This is a genomic window from Clostridium algifaecis (genome assembly GCF_017874415.1).
Classification (GTDB): domain Bacteria; phylum Bacillota; class Clostridia; order Clostridiales; family Clostridiaceae; genus Clostridium_B; species Clostridium_B algifaecis.
Genome location: NZ_JAGGLM010000017.1, coordinates 1 through 18745, shown reverse-complemented (window position 1 = coordinate 18745; position 18745 = coordinate 1). Strand labels below are relative to the sequence as shown.

At 31.3% G+C, this 18745-nt stretch carries 15 protein-coding genes; 7 read left to right on the top strand and 8 right to left on the bottom strand.

The genetic code is table 11. The features are described 5' to 3' along the window. Positions 1-41 precede the first annotated feature (41 nt). Together J2Z42_RS11160 and J2Z42_RS11155 are read left to right on the top strand one after the other, a co-directional pair. Complete coding sequence (locus J2Z42_RS11160) at positions 42-1307, top strand: efflux RND transporter periplasmic adaptor subunit (protein WP_209702856.1); 1266 nt, start codon at positions 42-44, stop codon at positions 1305-1307. Between the two features lie 16 nt (positions 1308-1323). Then, a complete protein-coding gene (locus tag J2Z42_RS11155; RefSeq protein ID WP_209702855.1) occupies positions 1324-4368 on the top strand; it encodes an efflux RND transporter permease subunit in 3045 nt (1014 codons plus the stop codon). Between the two features lie 312 nt (positions 4369-4680). On the opposite strand, the gene fabF is transcribed toward J2Z42_RS11155, so the two are convergent. Beyond that, positions 4681-5916, bottom strand: coding sequence for a beta-ketoacyl-ACP synthase II (gene fabF, locus J2Z42_RS11150; RefSeq protein ID WP_209702854.1), 1236 nt, complete (start codon positions 5914-5916; stop codon positions 4681-4683). Further along, positions 5909-6268, bottom strand: coding sequence for a winged helix-turn-helix transcriptional regulator (locus J2Z42_RS11145; protein WP_209702853.1), 360 nt, complete (start codon positions 6266-6268; stop codon positions 5909-5911). The genes fabF and J2Z42_RS11145 overlap by 8 nt, the downstream gene beginning before the upstream one ends. Before the next feature lie 173 nt (positions 6269-6441). Here J2Z42_RS11145 and J2Z42_RS11140 point away from each other — a divergent pair, with 173 nt between their 5' ends. After that, positions 6442-7137, top strand: coding sequence for an arginase (locus J2Z42_RS11140; RefSeq protein WP_209702852.1), 696 nt, complete (start codon positions 6442-6444; stop codon positions 7135-7137). A gap of 87 nt (positions 7138-7224) precedes the next feature. On the opposite strand, the gene J2Z42_RS11135 is transcribed toward J2Z42_RS11140, so the two are convergent. The 3 genes from J2Z42_RS11135 to J2Z42_RS11125 form a co-directional block, all read right to left on the bottom strand. Further along, positions 7225-8346 (bottom strand): DegT/DnrJ/EryC1/StrS family aminotransferase, encoded by a 1122-nt coding sequence (locus J2Z42_RS11135; protein ID WP_209702851.1) that lies wholly within the window; start codon positions 8344-8346, stop codon positions 7225-7227. Positions 8347-8370: 24 nt separating this feature from the next. After that, positions 8371-9549: a DegT/DnrJ/EryC1/StrS family aminotransferase gene (locus J2Z42_RS11130; RefSeq protein ID WP_209702850.1), complete on the bottom strand. Its 1179-nt coding sequence runs from the start codon at positions 9547-9549 to the stop codon at positions 8371-8373. A gap of 94 nt (positions 9550-9643) precedes the next feature. Continuing rightward, complete coding sequence (locus tag J2Z42_RS11125; RefSeq protein WP_209702849.1) at positions 9644-10843, bottom strand: methyltransferase domain-containing protein; 1200 nt, start codon at positions 10841-10843, stop codon at positions 9644-9646. Positions 10844-11140: 297 nt separating this feature from the next. On the opposite strand from J2Z42_RS11125, the gene J2Z42_RS11120 reads away from it, so the two are divergent. Further along, a complete protein-coding gene (locus tag J2Z42_RS11120; RefSeq protein WP_209702848.1) occupies positions 11141-11800 on the top strand; it encodes a phosphatase PAP2 family protein in 660 nt (219 codons plus the stop codon). Continuing rightward, the gene (locus tag J2Z42_RS11115) at positions 11801-12817 is read left to right on the top strand and encodes a glycosyltransferase family 2 protein (protein WP_209702847.1); all 1017 of its coding nucleotides are present in this window, start codon (positions 11801-11803) and stop codon (positions 12815-12817) included. It abuts the gene before it with no gap. Between the two features lie 56 nt (positions 12818-12873). Here the strand turns inward: J2Z42_RS11115 and glf are convergent, their stop codons facing one another. After that, on the bottom strand, positions 12874-13989 hold the full coding sequence (glf, locus tag J2Z42_RS11110) for a UDP-galactopyranose mutase (RefSeq protein WP_209702846.1): 1116 nt from the start codon (positions 13987-13989) through the stop codon (positions 12874-12876). 194 nt (positions 13990-14183) lie between these two features. Here glf and J2Z42_RS11105 point away from each other — a divergent pair, with 194 nt between their 5' ends. Both J2Z42_RS11105 and J2Z42_RS11100 read left to right on the top strand, forming a co-directional pair. Next, positions 14184-15260 (top strand): M24 family metallopeptidase, encoded by a 1077-nt coding sequence (locus J2Z42_RS11105; protein ID WP_209702845.1) that lies wholly within the window; start codon positions 14184-14186, stop codon positions 15258-15260. A gap of 113 nt (positions 15261-15373) precedes the next feature. Next, positions 15374-17044, top strand: a complete 1671-nt coding sequence (locus J2Z42_RS11100) for a glutamine--tRNA ligase/YqeY domain fusion protein (RefSeq protein ID WP_209702844.1) — start codon at positions 15374-15376, stop codon at positions 17042-17044. Positions 17045-17081: 37 nt separating this feature from the next. Here the strand turns inward: J2Z42_RS11100 and J2Z42_RS11095 are convergent, their stop codons facing one another. Beyond that, a complete protein-coding gene (locus J2Z42_RS11095; RefSeq protein WP_209702843.1) occupies positions 17082-17975 on the bottom strand; it encodes a DUF2156 domain-containing protein in 894 nt (297 codons plus the stop codon). A 19-nt stretch (positions 17976-17994) separates the two neighbouring features. Beyond that, positions 17995-18549, bottom strand: a complete 555-nt coding sequence (locus J2Z42_RS11090; protein ID WP_209702842.1) for a GNAT family N-acetyltransferase — start codon at positions 18547-18549, stop codon at positions 17995-17997. Positions 18550-18745 lie beyond the last annotated feature (196 nt).

The following is an 18745-nucleotide window of genomic DNA, read 5'->3' as shown; positions in this document are numbered from 1 at the left end:
CAAGTAAATTACTGCACTATTTATTGCAAGGGAGATTCAAAATGATTAAAGTAAATAAGTTAATCCGTACAATAATTGAAGCGATTAAGAAAAAGAAGCGAATTTGCATAATTGCATTAGCTGCTTTTGTAGTTGCAGCAGTTGGAGGAAGCATTTTTTTAGGTAGAAAAAAAATCCCAAAGATTTCGAGTAATATGAATAAAGTTTCTGTAAAAGTAATTGAAGCAAATATGGATACGGTAACCTCAAAAGAATCCTTTAAAGCTTCACTAGAGGCATCTCAGGAAGGTGCTGTAAGTAATAAAATAGCTGGAAAGGTAACTCAAGTTTTATTTGAAGATGGACAAACTGTATCTGCTGGACAAGTTTTAGCAAAATTAGATGATACTGATATTAGAAATAATATAAAAGCCGATGAAGCACAGCTGACAGCAGCAGAAGCTCAATTTAAGTCAGCGCAGAGCTCAGCAAGTTCCGCACAACTGGGGGTTAATAAACCACAAATTGATTTGGAAACTGCCCAGAATAACTATAATAGGACAAAAGCTCTTTATGATCAAGGAGCAGCTACAAAGGTTGACCTTGAAAATGCAGAATCTCAGCTAAAAACAGCAGAAAGTGCACTTCAATCAGCAAAAGCCAGTGCACAAGCTTCAAGCATTTCTACTCAAGCACAAGCTGCTAATATACAAACAGCTCAAACAAATTTGGATAATTTAAATGAATCACTCCAAAATGCAGTTATTACAGCTCCAACTAGCGGAGTTATGACCGGAAAAAGTATTAATGTAGGTCAATATCTAAGTCCAGGAGCAGCCCTTGGAAAGGTAGAAACTATATCTCCAATATATGCTGTTATAGATATAAGAGAAAGTGATTTAAGTTATGTAAAATTAGGGGTGAAAGCTAAATTTAAACTTGGTGATGATAGTCTAAAGGAATATGACGGTGTTGTTAAAAGTATTGATGCAGCAGCAGATCCTACTTCTAGAGTATTCAAATGTAAAATCCAAATTGATAACAAAGATGGTAAACTTAAGCCTGGTGTTTTTGGAAGTGTAGAAATTGCTACGGATCAAAATAAAAAAGCAATTACAGCGCCATTAAAAGCAATAGGGGGAACTGAAGGAAACTATTATGTATTTATAGACAACAATGGTGCAGCAAAAAAACAAAATATAACCATAGGAGAATTTGATAAAGATAATGTAGAAATAAAATCTGGAGTACAAACTGGTGACGAGGTTATTTGTACTAATGTAGGTACTTTGCAAGACGGTGATGTTGTAAAAGTAGTATCGGAATAGGAGATGAGATTTAATTATGTTTTTAACAAATATTACCTTAAAAAGACCTGTATTTATCACCGTAATAATTATTGCTTTACTAGCTTTAGGTGTAGTTAGTTACGTGGGGTTACCTGTGGATCAGCTTCCAGATGTTGATATGCCAACTGTAAATGTTACAATAACTCAAAGTGGAGCATCTCCAGATCAAATTGAATCAAAGATAACAAAAAAAGTAGAAGATGCAGTTGGACAAATATCTGGGGTGCAGCATGTTAGCTCAACCATAACAGAAGGAGTTTCTAATACTACTATTTCATTTGAACTAGAAAAGTCTTCAGCTGAGGCACTGCAGGATGTAAAAGATAAGGTATCTAATATTCGCGGCAACTTGCCGAAAGATATTAATGAACCTACAGTTTCAAAATATGATTCCAGTGCATCACCTATTTTTTCACTTGCTGTTACTGGAAAAATGTCTAGCAGCGAGATGTCGCAGTTAGTAGATGATAACATTGTAAAAAAACTGCAAACTATAAATGGTGTTGGAGCTGTTAATACTTATGGAGAACAAGAACGAGAGATCCATATAAAGCTTGATAAAGAAAAAATGAATTCCTTTAATATTACAGTTTCAGAACTTACAAATAGTTTAAGTAGTGATAATATTGATGTGTCGAGCGGCAAGATTTCTGATGGAGATACAGAAATAGCTTTAAAAACTAATGCGGTTATAAAGAATGTAGATGATTTCCTTAATATTTTAGCTGCAACACGTAATGGCAGTGAAGTTAGACTTAAGGATATTGCAGAAGTTGAAGATGGCAGCAAGGAAAGAGACAGTTTATCTTTTTATAATGGTAAAGAAGCAATTGGTATTGATATTATTAAACAATCCAATTCAAATACTGTAGAAGTAGCTAAAGCTGTTAAAAAAGAACTTATAGATATTAATAAAAGTTTGCCATCAGGAGTTAAAATTCAACTTGTCACTGATAATTCAACAGCCATAACTGATTCAGTTAAGGATGTTCAAAAAACAATGATAGCAGGATGTTTGCTTGCAGTAATTGTAGTTTTTATCTTTCTTAAGAATATTGCTAGTACTGCAATTGCTGCAATTGCTATTCCTGTATCAATAATTACTACTTTTGCAGTAATGAAAATTATGAAATTTACCCTTAATACAGTTTCATTAATGGGTTTATCCATTGCTGTTGGATTACTTATCGATGATGCCATAGTTGTTATTGAAAATATTGTACGTCACTTGCACATGGGAAAAACTGCAATTCAAGCAGCAAAAGAAGCTACTAATGAAATAGGACTTGCAGTTATGGCTACTACTTTTGCTATAGTAGCAGTATTCCTTCCTATTGCTATGATTAATGGCTTGGTAGGAAAGTTTCTTGTACAATTTGGAATGACTGTTGCTGCCAGTGTTTTGGTGTCTTTGTTTGTGGCTTTTACTTTAGTGCCACTACTTTCATCTAAGTACTTAAAAAGTGAAGAAAAAGAAATACCTATAATAGGAGGCTTTCTAGAATGGTTTAATAAATCTTTTGATAAATTATCTAAGGCTTATTCTAAATTGCTAAAATGGGCATTAGAACATAGAAGGATAACTATAATAATACCTATTGGATTATTAATAGTAAGTTTATTATTGGCTACGAAATTAAATACAGGCTTTGTTGCGGCAAGTGATACTGGAGAGATATCAGTAGAAGCTAATTTGGATGCAGGCTCTACCTTAGATAGTGCTTCAAAAATCGATAAGGATATGGAGAACATTGTTAAAAAGAATAAAAATGTAAAGTACATATATTCTACGGTGAAAGCAGATAAAGTTGATCTCCTCGTAAAACTTTCAGATAAACAGGATAGGAAAGAAAGCATTGATCAAATTGAATCAAAAATGCGTGAAGATTTAGAGAATATTCCGGGAATTGATTTATCAGTTACTTCAGCTGGTGGTGCTATGGGTTCAGGTAAATTAGTTCAATATCACATTAAGGGTTCAGATTTTACAAAACTTCAAAAATATGCTTTAAAGGCTGAAAAAGTAATGAAAAACACTCCTGGAGCTGTAGATGTAGATCTTAGTTATAAGGCTGGAAAACCAGAAGTGGAGTTTGATGTGGATCGTGATAAGGCAGCTGATTTAGGAGTAACTCCAACTGCAATTGTTAGTACATTAGGCACCTTATTTAATGGAACTGTAGTAAGCCAGTATGAAACAGAAAAGGATAGATATGATGTTCGTGTTGAACTTCAGGATTCTGATAATAAGAATCTTAATAGTTTAGACGGAATTTATGTACCTGGTAAAAATGATGGTAAAAGTAATACTATGGTTCCTATTGATCAAGTAACTAAAAAAGTTTTCACTACATCATCATCTACTATTAATAGATATGATAAAGAAAGAGAAATTCAGTTAACAGCAAATTATGTTGGAGTATCACAGAGCAATTTTACTAGTGCATTTAATAACAAGCTAAAAAGTGAAGCTCCAGCACCAAATGGCATAGAGTTAACTGCTGGAGGAAGTCAAGACCAAATGGCACAAAGTATGGTAGGTTTAGCTATAGCACTTGGTATGGGAGTTTTATTTATATTCCTTGTAATTGCAGCTCAGTTTGAAAGTTTTATAGATCCGCTAGCTATCTTACTTTCTTTACCACTAGCTATTATAGGTGCAATTTTAGGACTACTTATTGGTAATAAAGAGCTGGATATGATGTCTGCTATAGGCGTTATTATGCTAATGGGATTGGTTACTAAAAATGGAATTTTGCTTATTGATTTTGCAAAACAAAATTATGCTAAAGGAATGAATCTAAAAGAAGCTTTAATTAAAGCAGGACGTACACGTTTAAGACCTATTATTATGACAACTTTAGCAATGATTTTTGGTATGGTTCCTGTAGCAATTGCTAATGGTTCAGGCTCGGAACTTCGTGCACCTATGGCTTTTGCAATTATTGGAGGATTAGTTACATCCACATTATTGACGCTGTTATTTGTTCCAGTAGTATACACGTATTTGAATGATTTTAAGAAGAAGTTTAAATCTTGAAGATTTTTTAGAAAAATTTGTATAAAAAAATTACAAAAAATACAATGTACCAAATACTTCATAATTGTTAATATTAAAGTAAATTAGTATCTATAGGAAGTATTTGGTACTATTACAACGTAAAAAGACATGATTACCTTTTAAAATTAATCTTTATTTTTTAATTTTAGCTTAAAAATAATAAATTATTTAAAAACAGTCTCTTATAATCTTCCACTTATCTAATTTACTTTCAAAAGGAATAGTATGGGCGGGATTCGTAGATGGCAATTTATGAAATACAATATGCCCATACTTTTTAAATTCTATAAATTAATTTTCAAATTTCTTAAAGCATAAAGTTGCATTATGTCCGCCAAAACCCATGGAATTAGAGACAGTGTAGTTAATATCTTTTTCAATTCCTGATTTTGTTACATAATTCAAATCACACTCTGGATCGAAGTTTTTATATCCAACAGTCATTGGAATAAATTTGTCATGTAGAGCTAGAGCACAGATAATCGCCTCAATTGCTCCGGCTGCTCCTAGCAGATGACCCGTCATAGATTTAGTTGAACTTATAAAAACATCTTTTGCATGGTCTTTTAAAGCAAGTTTAATGGCATTTGTTTCATATTTATCATTGATTGGAGTTGCTGTTCCGTGCGCATTTATATAATCAATGTATTCAGGCTTTATATTTGCTTCTTTACATGCGGATAAAATAGCTTCACATGCGGCTTCACCTGATGGGTCCGGGCTTGTAATGTGATATGCATCTTCAGTAGCACCATATCCAACTACTTCGGCGTATATTTTGGCATTTCTTTTTAATGCACTATCTAAGCTTTCGAGTACGATAACACCTGAACCTTCACCCATTACAAACCCATTTCTATCTTTATCAAATGGTATGGAAGCTCTATCTGGATTATCGCTGTGTGTTAAAGTCTTCATATTACTAAATGCTGATAAAGTAAATGGCGTAATACATGATTCTGCTCCACCTGCAAGACAAGCATCTAATTTTCCATATTTAATAGATGTAAATGCTTCTCCTATTGTATGAGCAGAAGTGCTGCATGCAGATACCATACTGTAATTAATTCCTTTAAAACCGTATTTTATTGCAATAGTTCCTGCTGCCATATTTGAAATCATCATAGGTACAGTAAAAGGGGAGACAAGATGATTTCCTTTTGTTAAAAATTTTTTGTATTCACTTTCAAATGTATGTATTCCACCAATGCCACTTCCAACAATAACTCCTAAACGGTACGGATTATATTCTTTAAAGTCAGTACCACAATCTATAATTGCCTGGCGTGAAGCTTCAAGGGCATATTGACAATATAAATCATTTCTTCGTACTCCTTTTTTATCTAAAGATAACAATGGATCAAAATTTTTAACCTGTGCAGCGACTTTAACGGGAAAATCACTTGTATCAAAAGTATTAATAAAGTCGATACCATGCTTTCCCTGTTTTATATTTTTCCAAAATTCTTTTAAAGTATTTCCAACAGGTGATACGACTCCCATACCTGTAATCACAACTCTATTCATTTTCATTCTCCTTTTCATTCTTATTTTCAACATACTGTTTATACATTGTTCCCCATTCAAAAAGTGAGCGTAAAACAGGAGTAAGCGTTGTTCCTAATTCTGTTAATGAATATTCTACCTTTGGTGGTACTTGTGCAAAAACTCTTCTTGATATTAGTCCAGCATTCTCCATAATCTTTAAATTTTTCGACAGCATTTTGTCGCTAATATTGTTTATACCACTTTTCAATTCTGAAAATCTAAGTGCTTTTCCATGAGAACGTATGAGTTCTCTTAAAATGAGAAATTTCCATTTTTCTCCTATCATTAGTAGTGCAATTTCTACTGGACATTCTGGTAAGTTGTTTGTCATGCTAGTTCCTCCTGCCTACCTAAAAGTTATTGACTAACTAAAAGATAGTATAATGATACCGCGGGATTATAATTAAGTCAAGATAGAGAGAACTTTACTTCAAATAATATAAAGATAGTATATGTTGAAAAATTAAGATTAACATTGTAACATAGATATATAGAGGTGTTTTTATGTTAAAAAATCTTTTGAGTATTGATTGGGACTATTTTATTCCTGTATATGAGAGATGGAGTGGTTCCTATCTTGAAAATAAAAGAAATATTATGATGATATGGTATAAAAGATATTTTGAAAACAAAAGACATGGGATTGATATAGAAAATTCAATAAGAGAAGGAAAGGAATTAAAAACTTTTCTAAAGCTCATAAAAAAGTACTTTATTTTTAGTAAGAATGTAAAAATGTATGTCTCTGATTCACATAAATTTTCATATTACATAACAAAGGATAATAAGTGCAGCAGGGTTATAAATTTTGATGCACATTCAGATTTAGGATATGGTGGTCTTAAGTCGCTTGACTTTGAACTCAACTGTGCAAATTGGCTCGGAAAGCTTTTAAAAAATAAAATAGTACAAGATGTCAATATAGTGTACAGCCCTTATACCCACGAAACATCAGAGGAATTTTCTGAGATAAATAAAACATTCAATGTAAAATATCCGGGTATAGATTACTTGCCTGAGATAAAAATTGATGCAATACATGTATGCAGATCTGGAAGCTGGACTCCTCCATGGCTTGACAACAAATTCTATAAATTCATAAATTCCTTTAATATTTTATATAAGATTATTGACTGTCCTGAGAGAAAGTGGTGTCCTCAAAAACTGACATTGGCAGATAGGATATACATGGAACTTTAGAAAGTAGACAGGCCTATTTTGGATAAGTTTTAATAAGGTGTACAGAACTAAATATCAGCTCTGTACACCTTTGATTTTTAAAATAAATTATTTTCTATAAAAAGCTTTTATAGTATTTGCGACGCAGTCTACTTCATCTTCAGTTATTTCAGGATATATTGGAAGAGCTATAACTTCTTTTGAAAGTTTCTCAGCTACAGGGAAATCTCCTTCTTTGTATCCAAGATAATCAAAGCATTTTTGAAGATGGAGAGGTATTGGATAGTAAATACTGTTTCCAATTCCGTTTTCCTTTAAATATGCTGCAAGTTCATCACGATTTTTTGCCAGTATATTGAATACATAATAGACTCCTTTTTGGTCGCCCTCTATTTTAGGAAATCTAACATATTCACAATCTGAAAGTCTTTCTTCATACCATTTTGCAACTTGAGCTCTCTTTTGGATGGCATTATCTATATACTTTAATTTAACTAAAAGTATAGCAGCTTGAATTGAGTCAAGTCTTGAATTATAGCCTATGTAATCATAGTGATATTTTTTGGATGCTCCATGAACTCTGAACATTTTAGCAAGTTTTCCAAGTTCATCATCATTTGTAACTATCATTCCTGCGTCACCATAGCTGCCTAAAGTCTTAGTTGGGAAGAAAGAGAATATTCCCATATCTCCAACAGTACCGGAATGTTTATAGGATGATCCATTTCCTTTCCATCGCATGCCGAAAGCTTCAGCAGCATCTTCAAGTACTTTTAAATCATGTTTCTTAGCTATGCTCATTATTTTATCCATATTGGACATTTGACAGAATAGATGAATTGGAAGTATTCCAACTGTTTTATCTGTAATTTTTTCTTCTATTTTATCAGCATCTATACTGAAGCTATTTTCGTCTATATCCACAAATACAGGCTTTGCATTGTGTTTTGCAAGGCAGGATGCAGATGCAAGAAAGGTAAAAGGTGATGTTATAACCTCTCCGCCATCTTTAAAACCAAGTATGTCTGAGGCTATAACAAGAGCGTCTGTACCTGAGGCTACACCTACTGCGTATTTTGCACCAGTATATTTTTTTACAGCTTCTTCAAGGTCTGAAACTTGCTGCCCGAGTATAAAATTTCCACTTTCCAATACATTGGATATAGCTGCATCAAATTCAGCCTTTTTTTCGTGGTATTCTCTTTGTGGAGTGTAAAAATTTACTTTCATATTATAAATCCACCTTTCAGTAATTTATTTTCTAATTTTTTCTACAACATCTATAACATTCTCGATAACATATTGTGCATCGTCAAGTGACATCATAGAATATGATGGTAATGTTATTTCATTTGCATATTGAGCATAAGCATTAGGATAGTCTTTTATGGAATAACCTAAATTTTTGTAAGCTGTGAACATTGGAAGAGGTGTAAAATGAACATTAGTTGCAATATCTCTGTCTGCCAAAGCTTTTATAACATTATTTCTATCTTCCTCTTTAAAACCATTTAATCGAAGACTATATAAATGATATGAATTTTGTTTTACATCATCCTTTTCGAAAGGAACTATAGCCCAATCTTTATCTTTAAGTGCATCCGAATACAAATCAAATATAGATTTACGTATTTTACGCATATTTTCATACCTTGAAAGCTGTACTAAACCTATAGCTGCATTTATATCTGTCATATTGCATTTATAACCAGTATACAGTATATCATATTTCCATGCACCTGCTTTCATTTTTGAAAGGGCATCTTTTGACTGACCGTGAAGTGACATAAGTTTTAATTCTTTTACTAAATCTTCTTTGCCTCTTAGATGATTGTCATTGAAAGTTACAGCACCACCTTCTGCTGTAATTAAATTTTTTACTGCATGAAAGGAAAATACATGTGCGTCAGCTTGTGCACCAACTTTTTTACCCTTGTAGCTTGCACCAATGGCGTGAGATGAATCGGCAACTATAATTATATCTTCACGTCCTTTAGCTTTGAGAACGTCACGAATAGCATCATAGTCTACTGGAACTCCGCCAAAATCTACTGGATATATTGCTTTTGTGTTTGGTTTTATGGCATCATATAATTTATCTATGTCAATTAAAAAACTATCTTTTTTTACATCTACCATAGTAGGTTTTATTCCTCTATGTACGGATACGCTTGCAGTGGCAGTATAAGTATAAGGTGTAGTTATAACATCATCTCCATGCTTTATATCAAATACCTGAAGCATAAGCTCAAGACCTGAGGTGGCATTTGCTGTTGCTACAGCGTGATTCGCATTACAGTATTTAGCCAGTTCTTTTTCAAATTCGGCAGTCTTTGGACCTGTAGTTATCCAACCTGATTTTAAAACGTCTACTACAGCATCTATTTCTTTTTGTGTTATATCTGGAGGTGAAAATGGAATTTTTTTAGTCATATTATCAAATCCTTCCTTTTAGTAATCGTACAGTTAACAGTACGCAATTTTTAATATATATTAAAGCAATTTACAGTGGACTATTAAGTGATTTTTAGCACTGACCACTGAAAAAGCCTGTATCTTTAGTTATATAAATGTAACCATTTTTTATTATTTCAGAGTGTAGAAAATCTGTCAATTCTTTAAATTCTTTTTTCTTTAAATAATTTTTATTGTTTCCAGGCATAGAAAATATATAATCTATTAAGGGCATTTCATTTGTGATTTTCAAGCTATCATTATATCTTTTTAATTCTACATTTTTAAACCACTTTTTCATTTTGGATAAGCCATTTTCAAGTTGAAAACTTTCTGTAAGATCCCAGCTTTTTATAGTTAAGTTTGGGGAATTAAATCTTTTAATTATTTCTCTCATTTCCTTCATGTGATTTTTGCCTACTGTAGATGCATATAATATTCCACCTGGTTTTAAAACTCTATGTATTTCAGAAAAAGAATTATCTATATTTGAAAGGTGATATAGCATATTGTTTGCAATTACAGTGTCAAAGCTGTTGTCTTTAAAGGTTATATTCTGTGCATCAACTAATTTAAAATTAAATCTTTTAGAGTTTAGTTTTAAATTTTCTTCAGCATCCTTTAACATACCTTTAGAGAAATCGGTAAGGGTTATATCCCAATCAGATGGTATTTTACTAAGATTTTTTTGCCAGAGTTCTCCATTCCCGCAGCCAAGCTCCAGTATTTTAGCAGTCTTAGGCAGTTTTAAATTTTCAAAAAACCAGCACATCCATCCTTTTTTATTTGTACTGAATAACTCATGAATTTTTATTCTTGCCTTTAAATTAGAAGCATTTTCATATTGTTCCATCCATTTCTGGTCCATATTTATTATGTTTATTATATTTATAAACTTGTTCCAGTTAAGTACGTTTGTGCTGTCAAGCATATTTATAGCTTCATTTATAGATTTTATTACAGATTCCATGTGATAAACTTTCTCTTTTATGATCTCTCTCTGTATTTCAAGTGAGTTTTTTAAATCCATATCTTCCATATCGTAATTCATTATTTTTGATATATCATTTAATGAAAGACCTATGAATTTTAATGTCAAGATTTTTTGAAGTTTAGCAAAATCCGATTTGTTGTAAAGTCTGTGGCCGACTTTATTGTAACAGCAGGGTTTCAATAAACCTATTTTGTCATAATATCTTAAGGTTCTTAAGGTTACCCTTGATTTTTTAGCGAATTCTCCTATTGAAAAAAGAGAAGTTTGTTTATCATGCATTTTTACGCCTCATATTTAATAAATTTCCTACAAAAGATATATTACCACATTACGTAACGTCAGTGTCAACACTTTATTTTTTTATTTACATATATGTATAAAAGTTTACAAATGATTCTAGCCATTGTCACAGGTTACTTATTCATGTGTTTGCACCAACATTATAATAACATCATATTGACTTAATATGGCGTAAAACATTATACTTAAAATGACCTAATTATATGTGAAAAAGTAATGGCTGATTCAAAATAGTATATTTATAATTTTAATTTTAAGGAAATTTAGAGGTAAAAAATGAAGATAATAAAAAAAATATATAACTATATACCAGAGTATTCTATTAAACCTTTAATTTTATGTGTTATTTTTAATTTCACTATATATTCAGGAGTACGCTTGTTTTATAAAAATAGAGTTTTTCATAATTTGACATTGTACTTTGATAACAGGATTCCAGTGATTCCGATATTTGTACTAGTTTATTTTGGAAGCTATATTTTTTGGATTGTTAATTACATATTAATTAGTAACATAAATAAAGATCATTGCTATCGTTTTTTAATGGCAGATTTACTCGGAAAATTAATATGTGGTATTGTATATGTTACATTTCCTACAACTAATATAAGACCAGATATAATTACACCAGATGTTTTTTCGGACATGCTTAGGTTTCTATATAATATAGATGCGGCAGATAATCTTTTTCCGTCAATTCACTGTTTGGTTAGTTGGTATTGTTTTGCTGGTTTGAGAAATTGTAAAACTGTTCCTTACTGGTATAGGTATTTTTCTTTATTTATGGCAATAATGATATGTATTTCAACATTAGTAACAAAGCAACATGTTATAATTGATGTTTTAGGAGGAGTTATGCTAGCTGAACTAACATGGCAGCTATCTTCACGTTTACAACTTTATAAAACATTTAAACTTATTAATCAGGAGGTATAAATGAAAGTTCTTACTGTAGTAGTACCTTGTTACAACTCAGCAGTCTACATGGATAGAGCAATAGAATCACTGCTGATTGGAGACGAGGATTTAGAAATTTTAATTGTAGATGATGGCTCTAGTGATAATACTTCAGCAATTGCTGACGAGTACGAGAAGAAGTATCCAAATATAATACATGCAATACATAAAGAAAATGGTGGTCACGGTGATGCTGTGAATACAGGACTTAAATATTCAAAAGGGATATATTTCAAAGTTTTAGATAGTGATGACTGGTTTGATAAAAATAGCTTAAAAAAAATACTTAATATATTAAAGAGCATGATTAATAATTTTGAACAGGTGGACATGCTTATTGCAAATTATGTATATGAAAATGTAAATATACATAAATCAAAAAGCATTAATTATAAAGGCGCAATGCCGGAAGAAAAAATATTTACATGGGATGATTTGGGACATTTTAAAAATAGTCAAAATATATTAATGCACTCAGTTATTTATCGTACAGAAATTCTTAGAGAATGTAATTTAGAGCTTCCCAAGCACACATTTTATGTAGACAACATTTTTGTATATAAACCATTACCTTATGTAAAAACGATGTATTATACAAATGTGGATCTTTATAGATATTTTATTGGAAGAGAAGATCAATCAGTTAATGAAAAAATAATGATTGAACGCATAGATCAGCAGATTAAAGTAACAAAAATAATTATTGACTGTTATAATCCTATGCTTATAAAATGTAAAAAGTTGCGTAAGTATATGATTAAATATTTGGTTATGATGATGACAATTAGTACTGTACTTTTATTAAAGGATAATACACAAGAAAGCTTAAATAAAAAAGAAGAACTTTGGTGCTATTTAAATTCTAAAAACAGAAGTTTGTATGAAGAAATAAATAAATCCTTTTTGGGCTTATTAATGCAAATTAAGGGCTTGTTAGGAAGAGATATTATATTATTAGGTTATTCATTATCGAGAAAAGTATTTGGATTTAATTAGTAATAATTTATATTACTTATAAGTATTATCTGAAGATGAATTGAAAGTCTAATAAATTAAACTCTCAATTCATCTTTCACACACATCAAAGCTTCTTCCACAACATTATCCATATCAAAATATCTATACAGTCCGAGACGGCCGCCAAATATAATTCTATTCTCTGTATCGGCTAATGCTTTATACTTTGCATATAGTGCATTATTTTTAGCATCATTTATTGGATAGTAAGGTTCATCACCATGCTGCCATATTACTGGATACTCTTTTGTGATTACTGTCTTAGGATTAACATTTTTACTTTGACAGCCAAATTCAAAATGCTTATGTTCAATTATTCTAGTATATGGAACATCATATTCTGTAAAATTGACAACTGCGTTGCCTTGATAATTTTCACAATCCAAAAATTCTGTTTCAAAACGGAGCGAACGGTATTCAAGTTCCCCGTAACAATATTTGTAGTATTCATCAATCATACCGGTAAAAACAATCTTATCTGCAAGCGCTGCAAGTTTATCACGGTGCTTAAAAAAATCAGTTTCAAGACGAACATCAATGCCATCAAGCATTTTTTCAATGATTTGTGTATAGCCTCCAATTGGTATTCCCTGATATTTATCATTAAAATAGTTGTTGTCATATGTAAAACGAACCGGCAGTCTTTTTATAATAAAACTTGGAAGTTCTGTTGCTTTGCGTCCCCACTGTTTTTCTGTATAACCTTTGACTAATTTCTCGTAGATATCCTTGCCAACCAGGCTTATTGCCTGTTCTTCAAGATTTTGCGGCTCGGTAATGCCAGCTTCTTTAATCTGCTGCTCAATTTTAGCTTTTGCTTCTGAGGGTGTAATTACTCCCCACATTTTATTGAAGGTGTTCATGTTGAAAGGCATATTATAAAGCTCAGATTTATATCTGGCAATAGGTGAATTTGTATATCTGTTAAATTTAGCGAACTGATTCATGTATTCCCACACTTTTCTACTGCTGGTGTGAAAAATATGTGCACCATATTTATGTACTTGAATTCCATCTATCTGTGATGTATATATGTTTCCACCAACATGTGAGCGTTTGTCTATTACAATGCATTTTTTGCCTCTTTTAGTAGCTTCATATGCGAATATCGATCCAAATAAACCGGACCCAACAATTAAATAATCATACATTTTTAAATCTCCTTTATAGTTATCTCAAATTACTTTTTATAGTATATCTAATTTAAAGATAATTGTCCAAGTATATATTATCTAAATTCAAATTCCAGCCTGATTAAAATTAATAATTGTTTTTAGAATAAAATAAATCTATAATTATACTAGAATATGTAATTTTAACGAAAAGATATAGGGGATGAAGTTAAATGAAAATAGATAGGCTCAATAAAGTATTAGAGAAGATGAAATCCCAGAATATACCCCAGCTTATTGTATCAGATCCATCGTCCATATTTTATTTGACGGGAAGGTGGATACATCCAGGAGAAAGATTACTTGTACTTTACTTGAATATAAATGGAGACAGGAAGCTTTTTATAAATGAATTATTTCCTTTAACAGAAGATATAGGAGTAGAAAAGATTTGGTTTAAAGATACAGATGATGCTGTGAAAATAATTTCAAAATATACAGACAAAACTTTGCCTATAGGGATAGATAAAGATTGGCCTGCTAGATTTCTTTTGAGACTTATGGGATTAAAGGCAGGGAGCAGTTTTGTAAATGGTTCCGAAATAATTGATAGAATAAGAATGTGTAAGGACGATAGTGAAAAAAAATTAATGATAGAAGCATCCAGAATAAACGACGAAGCTATGGATGAACTAATAAAATTTATTCCTGAGGGTTATACTGAAAAGAAAATGGGGAAGCTTTTAGGAAATATATATGAAAACTTAGGAGCAGAAGGTTTTTCTTTCGACCCTATTGTAGCTTATGGAATAAATGGAGTAGATCCACACCATGAAATAGATGATTCTATCTTAAAAGATGGAGAAGCTGTAACCATGGATATTGGATGTATTAAAGATTCTTATTGTTCTGATATGACAAGAACTGTATTTTACAAATATGTTCCTGAAAATAGTAAAAAGGTATACAATACAGTTTTAGAGGCCAATAAGAGGGGAATTGAAGCAGTTAAACATGGAATAAGATTTTGCGACATAGACAAAATAGTAAGAGATTACATAGAAGATGCAGGTTATGGAAAATATTTCACACATAGAACAGGGCATTCTATAGGAATTGAGTGCCATGATTTAGGAGATGTTTCTTCTGCAAATAGTGATAGAATACAACCGGGAATGATATTTTCAATTGAGCCGGGTATTTATATACCAGGTGAAATAGGAATTAGAATAGAGGACTTGGTAATTGTTACGGAAGATGGCTGTGAAGTTTTAAATAAATATGGCAAAGATATTATGGTAGTTGAGTAATAATAAGGTTTTATATTGCACAAAAACTTTAAATATTGTACTATATAATAGGAAAATTTTATTTTAAATTCAAATACATAAAATAAATAAGTTAAAAGAAAAGGAATGATTATATGAGCAATAATTCAGATACTAAAGTTGCTTCGAATTTTATAAAAAATATAGTTGCAGAAGATCTAAAATCGGGAAAATATAAGGAGATATTAACCCGTTTTCCTCCAGAGCCAAATGGATATTTACATATAGGTCATGCTAAATCCATAGTACTTAATTTTGGATTAGCTGATGAATTTAATGGAAAAACCAATTTGCGTTTTGATGATACAAATCCTATAAAAGAGGATACAGAGTATGTAGAATCCATAAAAGAAGATGTAAAATGGCTTGGATATGATTGGGATGAACTTCATTTTGCTTCAAATTATTTTGATGAAATGTATAAACGTGCTCTAATTCTTATAAAAAAGGGTGAGGCATATGTTTGCGACTTGAATGCAGATGAAATAAGAGAATATAGGGGAACTCTTACAAAACCAGGTAAGGAAAGTACTGATAGAAATAGAACTGTAGATGAAAATCTGGAGCTTTTTCAAAAAATGAGAAATGGTGAATTTAAGGATGGAGAAAAAGTACTTAGAGCAAAAATTGACATGGCATCTCCTAATATAAACTTGAGAGATCCTGTTATTTACCGTATAGCACATACAGAACATCAAAATACTGGAAATAAATGGTGCGTTTATCCTATGTATGATTTTGCACATCCTATTGAAGATGCTATTGAAGGAGTTACTCATTCAATATGCACTCTTGAGTTTGAAGATCACAGACCACTTTATGACTGGGTAGTTCGTGAGTGCGAAATGGAAAACGTTCCAAAACAGATAGAATTTGCGAGACTTAATATAACAAATACAGTTATGAGCAAGAGAAAACTTAAAAAACTAGTAGATGAAAAATTTGTAGATGGCTGGGATGACCCACGTATGCCGACAATTGCAGGCCTTAGAAGAAGAGGATTTACAGCCGCTTCAATTAGAAATTTTTGTAAAGCAATAGGCGTGGCTAAAGCAAGCAGCATAGTGGATTCACAGATGCTTGATTACTTTTTGAGAGATGATCTTGAGAAGAAAGCTCCAAGGACTATGGCAGTTTTAAGGCCTCTAAAGGTTATTATAACTAATTATCCGGAAGAAAAAACTGAAACATTTAAAGTTGAAAATAATCCAGATGATCCATCGGCTGGTACTAGAGAGGTTCCTTTTTCAAGAGAACTCTATATTGAGCAGGAAGATTTTATGGAAAATCCTCCAAAGAAGTATTATAGATTATTTCCTGGAAATGAAGTTAGATTAAAGGGAGCATATTTTGTAAAATGCAGTGATGTAATTAAAGATGCGAACGGAAATGTAGTTGAACTTCACTGTACTTATGATCCAGCATCCAGGGGAGGAAACAGCCCAGATGGAAGAAAGGTTAGAGGTACTATTCACTGGGTAAATGCAAGTACTGCAATTAAAGCAGAAGTGAGATTATATGAACCGCTTATACTTGATGAAAGTGAAGAACAGGGCAGTGATTCATTTTTAGATAATGTAAATCCTAACTCACTTGAAATTTTAAATGGATTTTTAGAACCGGAAATGAAAAATGCACAGCCTGGAGAAAAATTTCAATTTTTCAGACATGGATATTTTAATGTAGATCCTAAGCTTGCAGGGGAAGACAAATTAGTATTCAATAGAATTGTATCCTTAAAGAGTTCCTTTAAAATAAAAAAATAAATTTGACGGGCAAACTTATTTGAAGTTTGCCCGTATTTTACAGATTAACAATGTATTTTTTGCCCATCACAATAGGATGATAGGATTTTTTGGCTTTTCTAAGTCCTTCGATACCAAGATCCTGTTCTCTGTTTATATATTTTACATCAGATAGATAGTTTTCAACAAAGGCTTTGTTTATAAATGTATATATTCCATTTATATCTGGAAAGCCTTTTTCTATATGGATAATTCCAGTATCATCATTCATTTTTTCACCTATGGTAAATGCAGAAAGTTTATCATTTACATATACACCTATGGCAAGCAGATTTAATTTCTCTATATTATGGACAATTTCATTTATACCATCTAATTCATACTTTAAATATTCGTTGTCACTGTTTTTAATATCATACCAGATTTTAGCAGATTCAATGCAATCATCCTTAACTCCAGGTTCTGAAAAATCTCTGATTTCATAATCATAGGTTTTTATAAACTTATTGTAATGATTCTTCTTTGAATGAAGTTTTTTACCGGATAGGGATATGAGTTTACTAGTATCGTATATATAGTCAAAATTGTCTATATCCTCTTTATATGAAATATCATCTCCATATAGTTCTTTTAGATCATTTAAAAATGAATCCTCTACATCACCAAATAAATAGGACATATCGTGATCGTTTTTGTATTCTCTGAGCTTTGAAACTATATCATAGAGGCTTTCTTTTGTATAGCCTATAGGCTGCATAAAATAATATTTGCCATCAAATCCTCTTTTTTTTACAATAAGTGCATCATCCAGTTTAGTGTAACTAATATCACAACCATTTTTCCATATTAAAAGGCTAGTAAAAGAATATTCACAAGTAGCAAAATTATAGCCTCCCAGGTATTTATCGAAAACACCCTTGCTATCAATAGTTAAGGGATTAAATTTAAGCATAAAAAATTCTCCTCGTTTTTTAATATTTATTAATATGTTCCCACTCAGATCTTAATATTCCATATAAATACATATCATATCTTCTGTTATCCCTATGTATAAATTCTCTATAAGTACCTTCTTTTTTGAAACCTAATTTTTCATATAATTTTATAGCTGGAGTATTATAGGATAAAACTGTAAGCTGTATTCTGTGAAGGTTAAGTTCTTCAAAGCCAAACTCCATAGTTAGGTTTAGTGCTTCAGTTCCTATACCATTTCCACGATTTGAACTATCTCCTATACCTATATATATTGTAGCTGCGCCGTTATTCCATAATATATCTTCAAATCCTGTAACTCCTATAAATTTATTGTCATCTGAATTTATAATTGCAAATATAAATTTATCAGGTGACTTTTTTACATCATCTATCATAGGTTTTAATTCATCTATAGCTCTTGGAAAAGCTGAAATCATATCATAATTTCTCAAAAAAGATACATCATTATACCAGTTCTCAAATTTATTCATGTACTCTTCTTTAAAAGAAGTAAGTGTGATTTTAGATCCTTTTAACAGATTGTTAGTCAAAATATACACCCCTTATAAAAAGTTAAAATTAAAAAATAATGACTTTTATATAACTATTATAACTATACTTGCGAGCTACTTCAAATTTAATTGTATTTTTTCAGAGATTTCGCATCTAAATTCCAGTAAAAATTGTATTTTTACTGGAATTGTATCCAATTACACTTATTTAAAGGGCTGGTAAGCCCGAAGACCG

Excerpts from the sequence above, each read along its gene's own strand:
- J2Z42_RS11160 (WP_209702856.1), top strand. The coding sequence starts at position 42 with ATGATTAAAGTAAATAAGTTAATCCGTACAATAATTGAAGCGATTAAG.
- J2Z42_RS11155 (WP_209702855.1), top strand. The coding sequence starts at position 1,324 with ATGTTTTTAACAAATATTACCTTAAAAAGACCTGTATTTATCACCGTA.
- fabF (WP_209702854.1), bottom strand. The coding sequence starts at position 5,916 with ATGAATAGAGTTGTGATTACAGGTATGGGAGTCGTATCACCTGTTGGA.
- J2Z42_RS11145 (WP_209702853.1), bottom strand. The coding sequence starts at position 6,268 with ATGACAAACAACTTACCAGAATGTCCAGTAGAAATTGCACTACTAATG.
- J2Z42_RS11140 (WP_209702852.1), top strand. The coding sequence starts at position 6,442 with ATGTTAAAAAATCTTTTGAGTATTGATTGGGACTATTTTATTCCTGTA.
- J2Z42_RS11135 (WP_209702851.1), bottom strand. The coding sequence starts at position 8,346 with ATGAAAGTAAATTTTTACACTCCACAAAGAGAATACCACGAAAAAAAG.
- J2Z42_RS11130 (WP_209702850.1), bottom strand. The coding sequence starts at position 9,549 with ATGACTAAAAAAATTCCATTTTCACCTCCAGATATAACACAAAAAGAA.
- J2Z42_RS11125 (WP_209702849.1), bottom strand. The coding sequence starts at position 10,843 with ATGCATGATAAACAAACTTCTCTTTTTTCAATAGGAGAATTCGCTAAA.
- J2Z42_RS11120 (WP_209702848.1), top strand. The coding sequence starts at position 11,141 with ATGAAGATAATAAAAAAAATATATAACTATATACCAGAGTATTCTATT.
- J2Z42_RS11115 (WP_209702847.1), top strand. The coding sequence starts at position 11,801 with ATGAAAGTTCTTACTGTAGTAGTACCTTGTTACAACTCAGCAGTCTAC.
- glf (WP_209702846.1), bottom strand. The coding sequence starts at position 13,989 with ATGTATGATTATTTAATTGTTGGGTCCGGTTTATTTGGATCGATATTC.
- J2Z42_RS11105 (WP_209702845.1), top strand. The coding sequence starts at position 14,184 with ATGAAAATAGATAGGCTCAATAAAGTATTAGAGAAGATGAAATCCCAG.
- J2Z42_RS11100 (WP_209702844.1), top strand. The coding sequence starts at position 15,374 with ATGAGCAATAATTCAGATACTAAAGTTGCTTCGAATTTTATAAAAAAT.
- J2Z42_RS11095 (WP_209702843.1), bottom strand. The coding sequence starts at position 17,975 with ATGCTTAAATTTAATCCCTTAACTATTGATAGCAAGGGTGTTTTCGAT.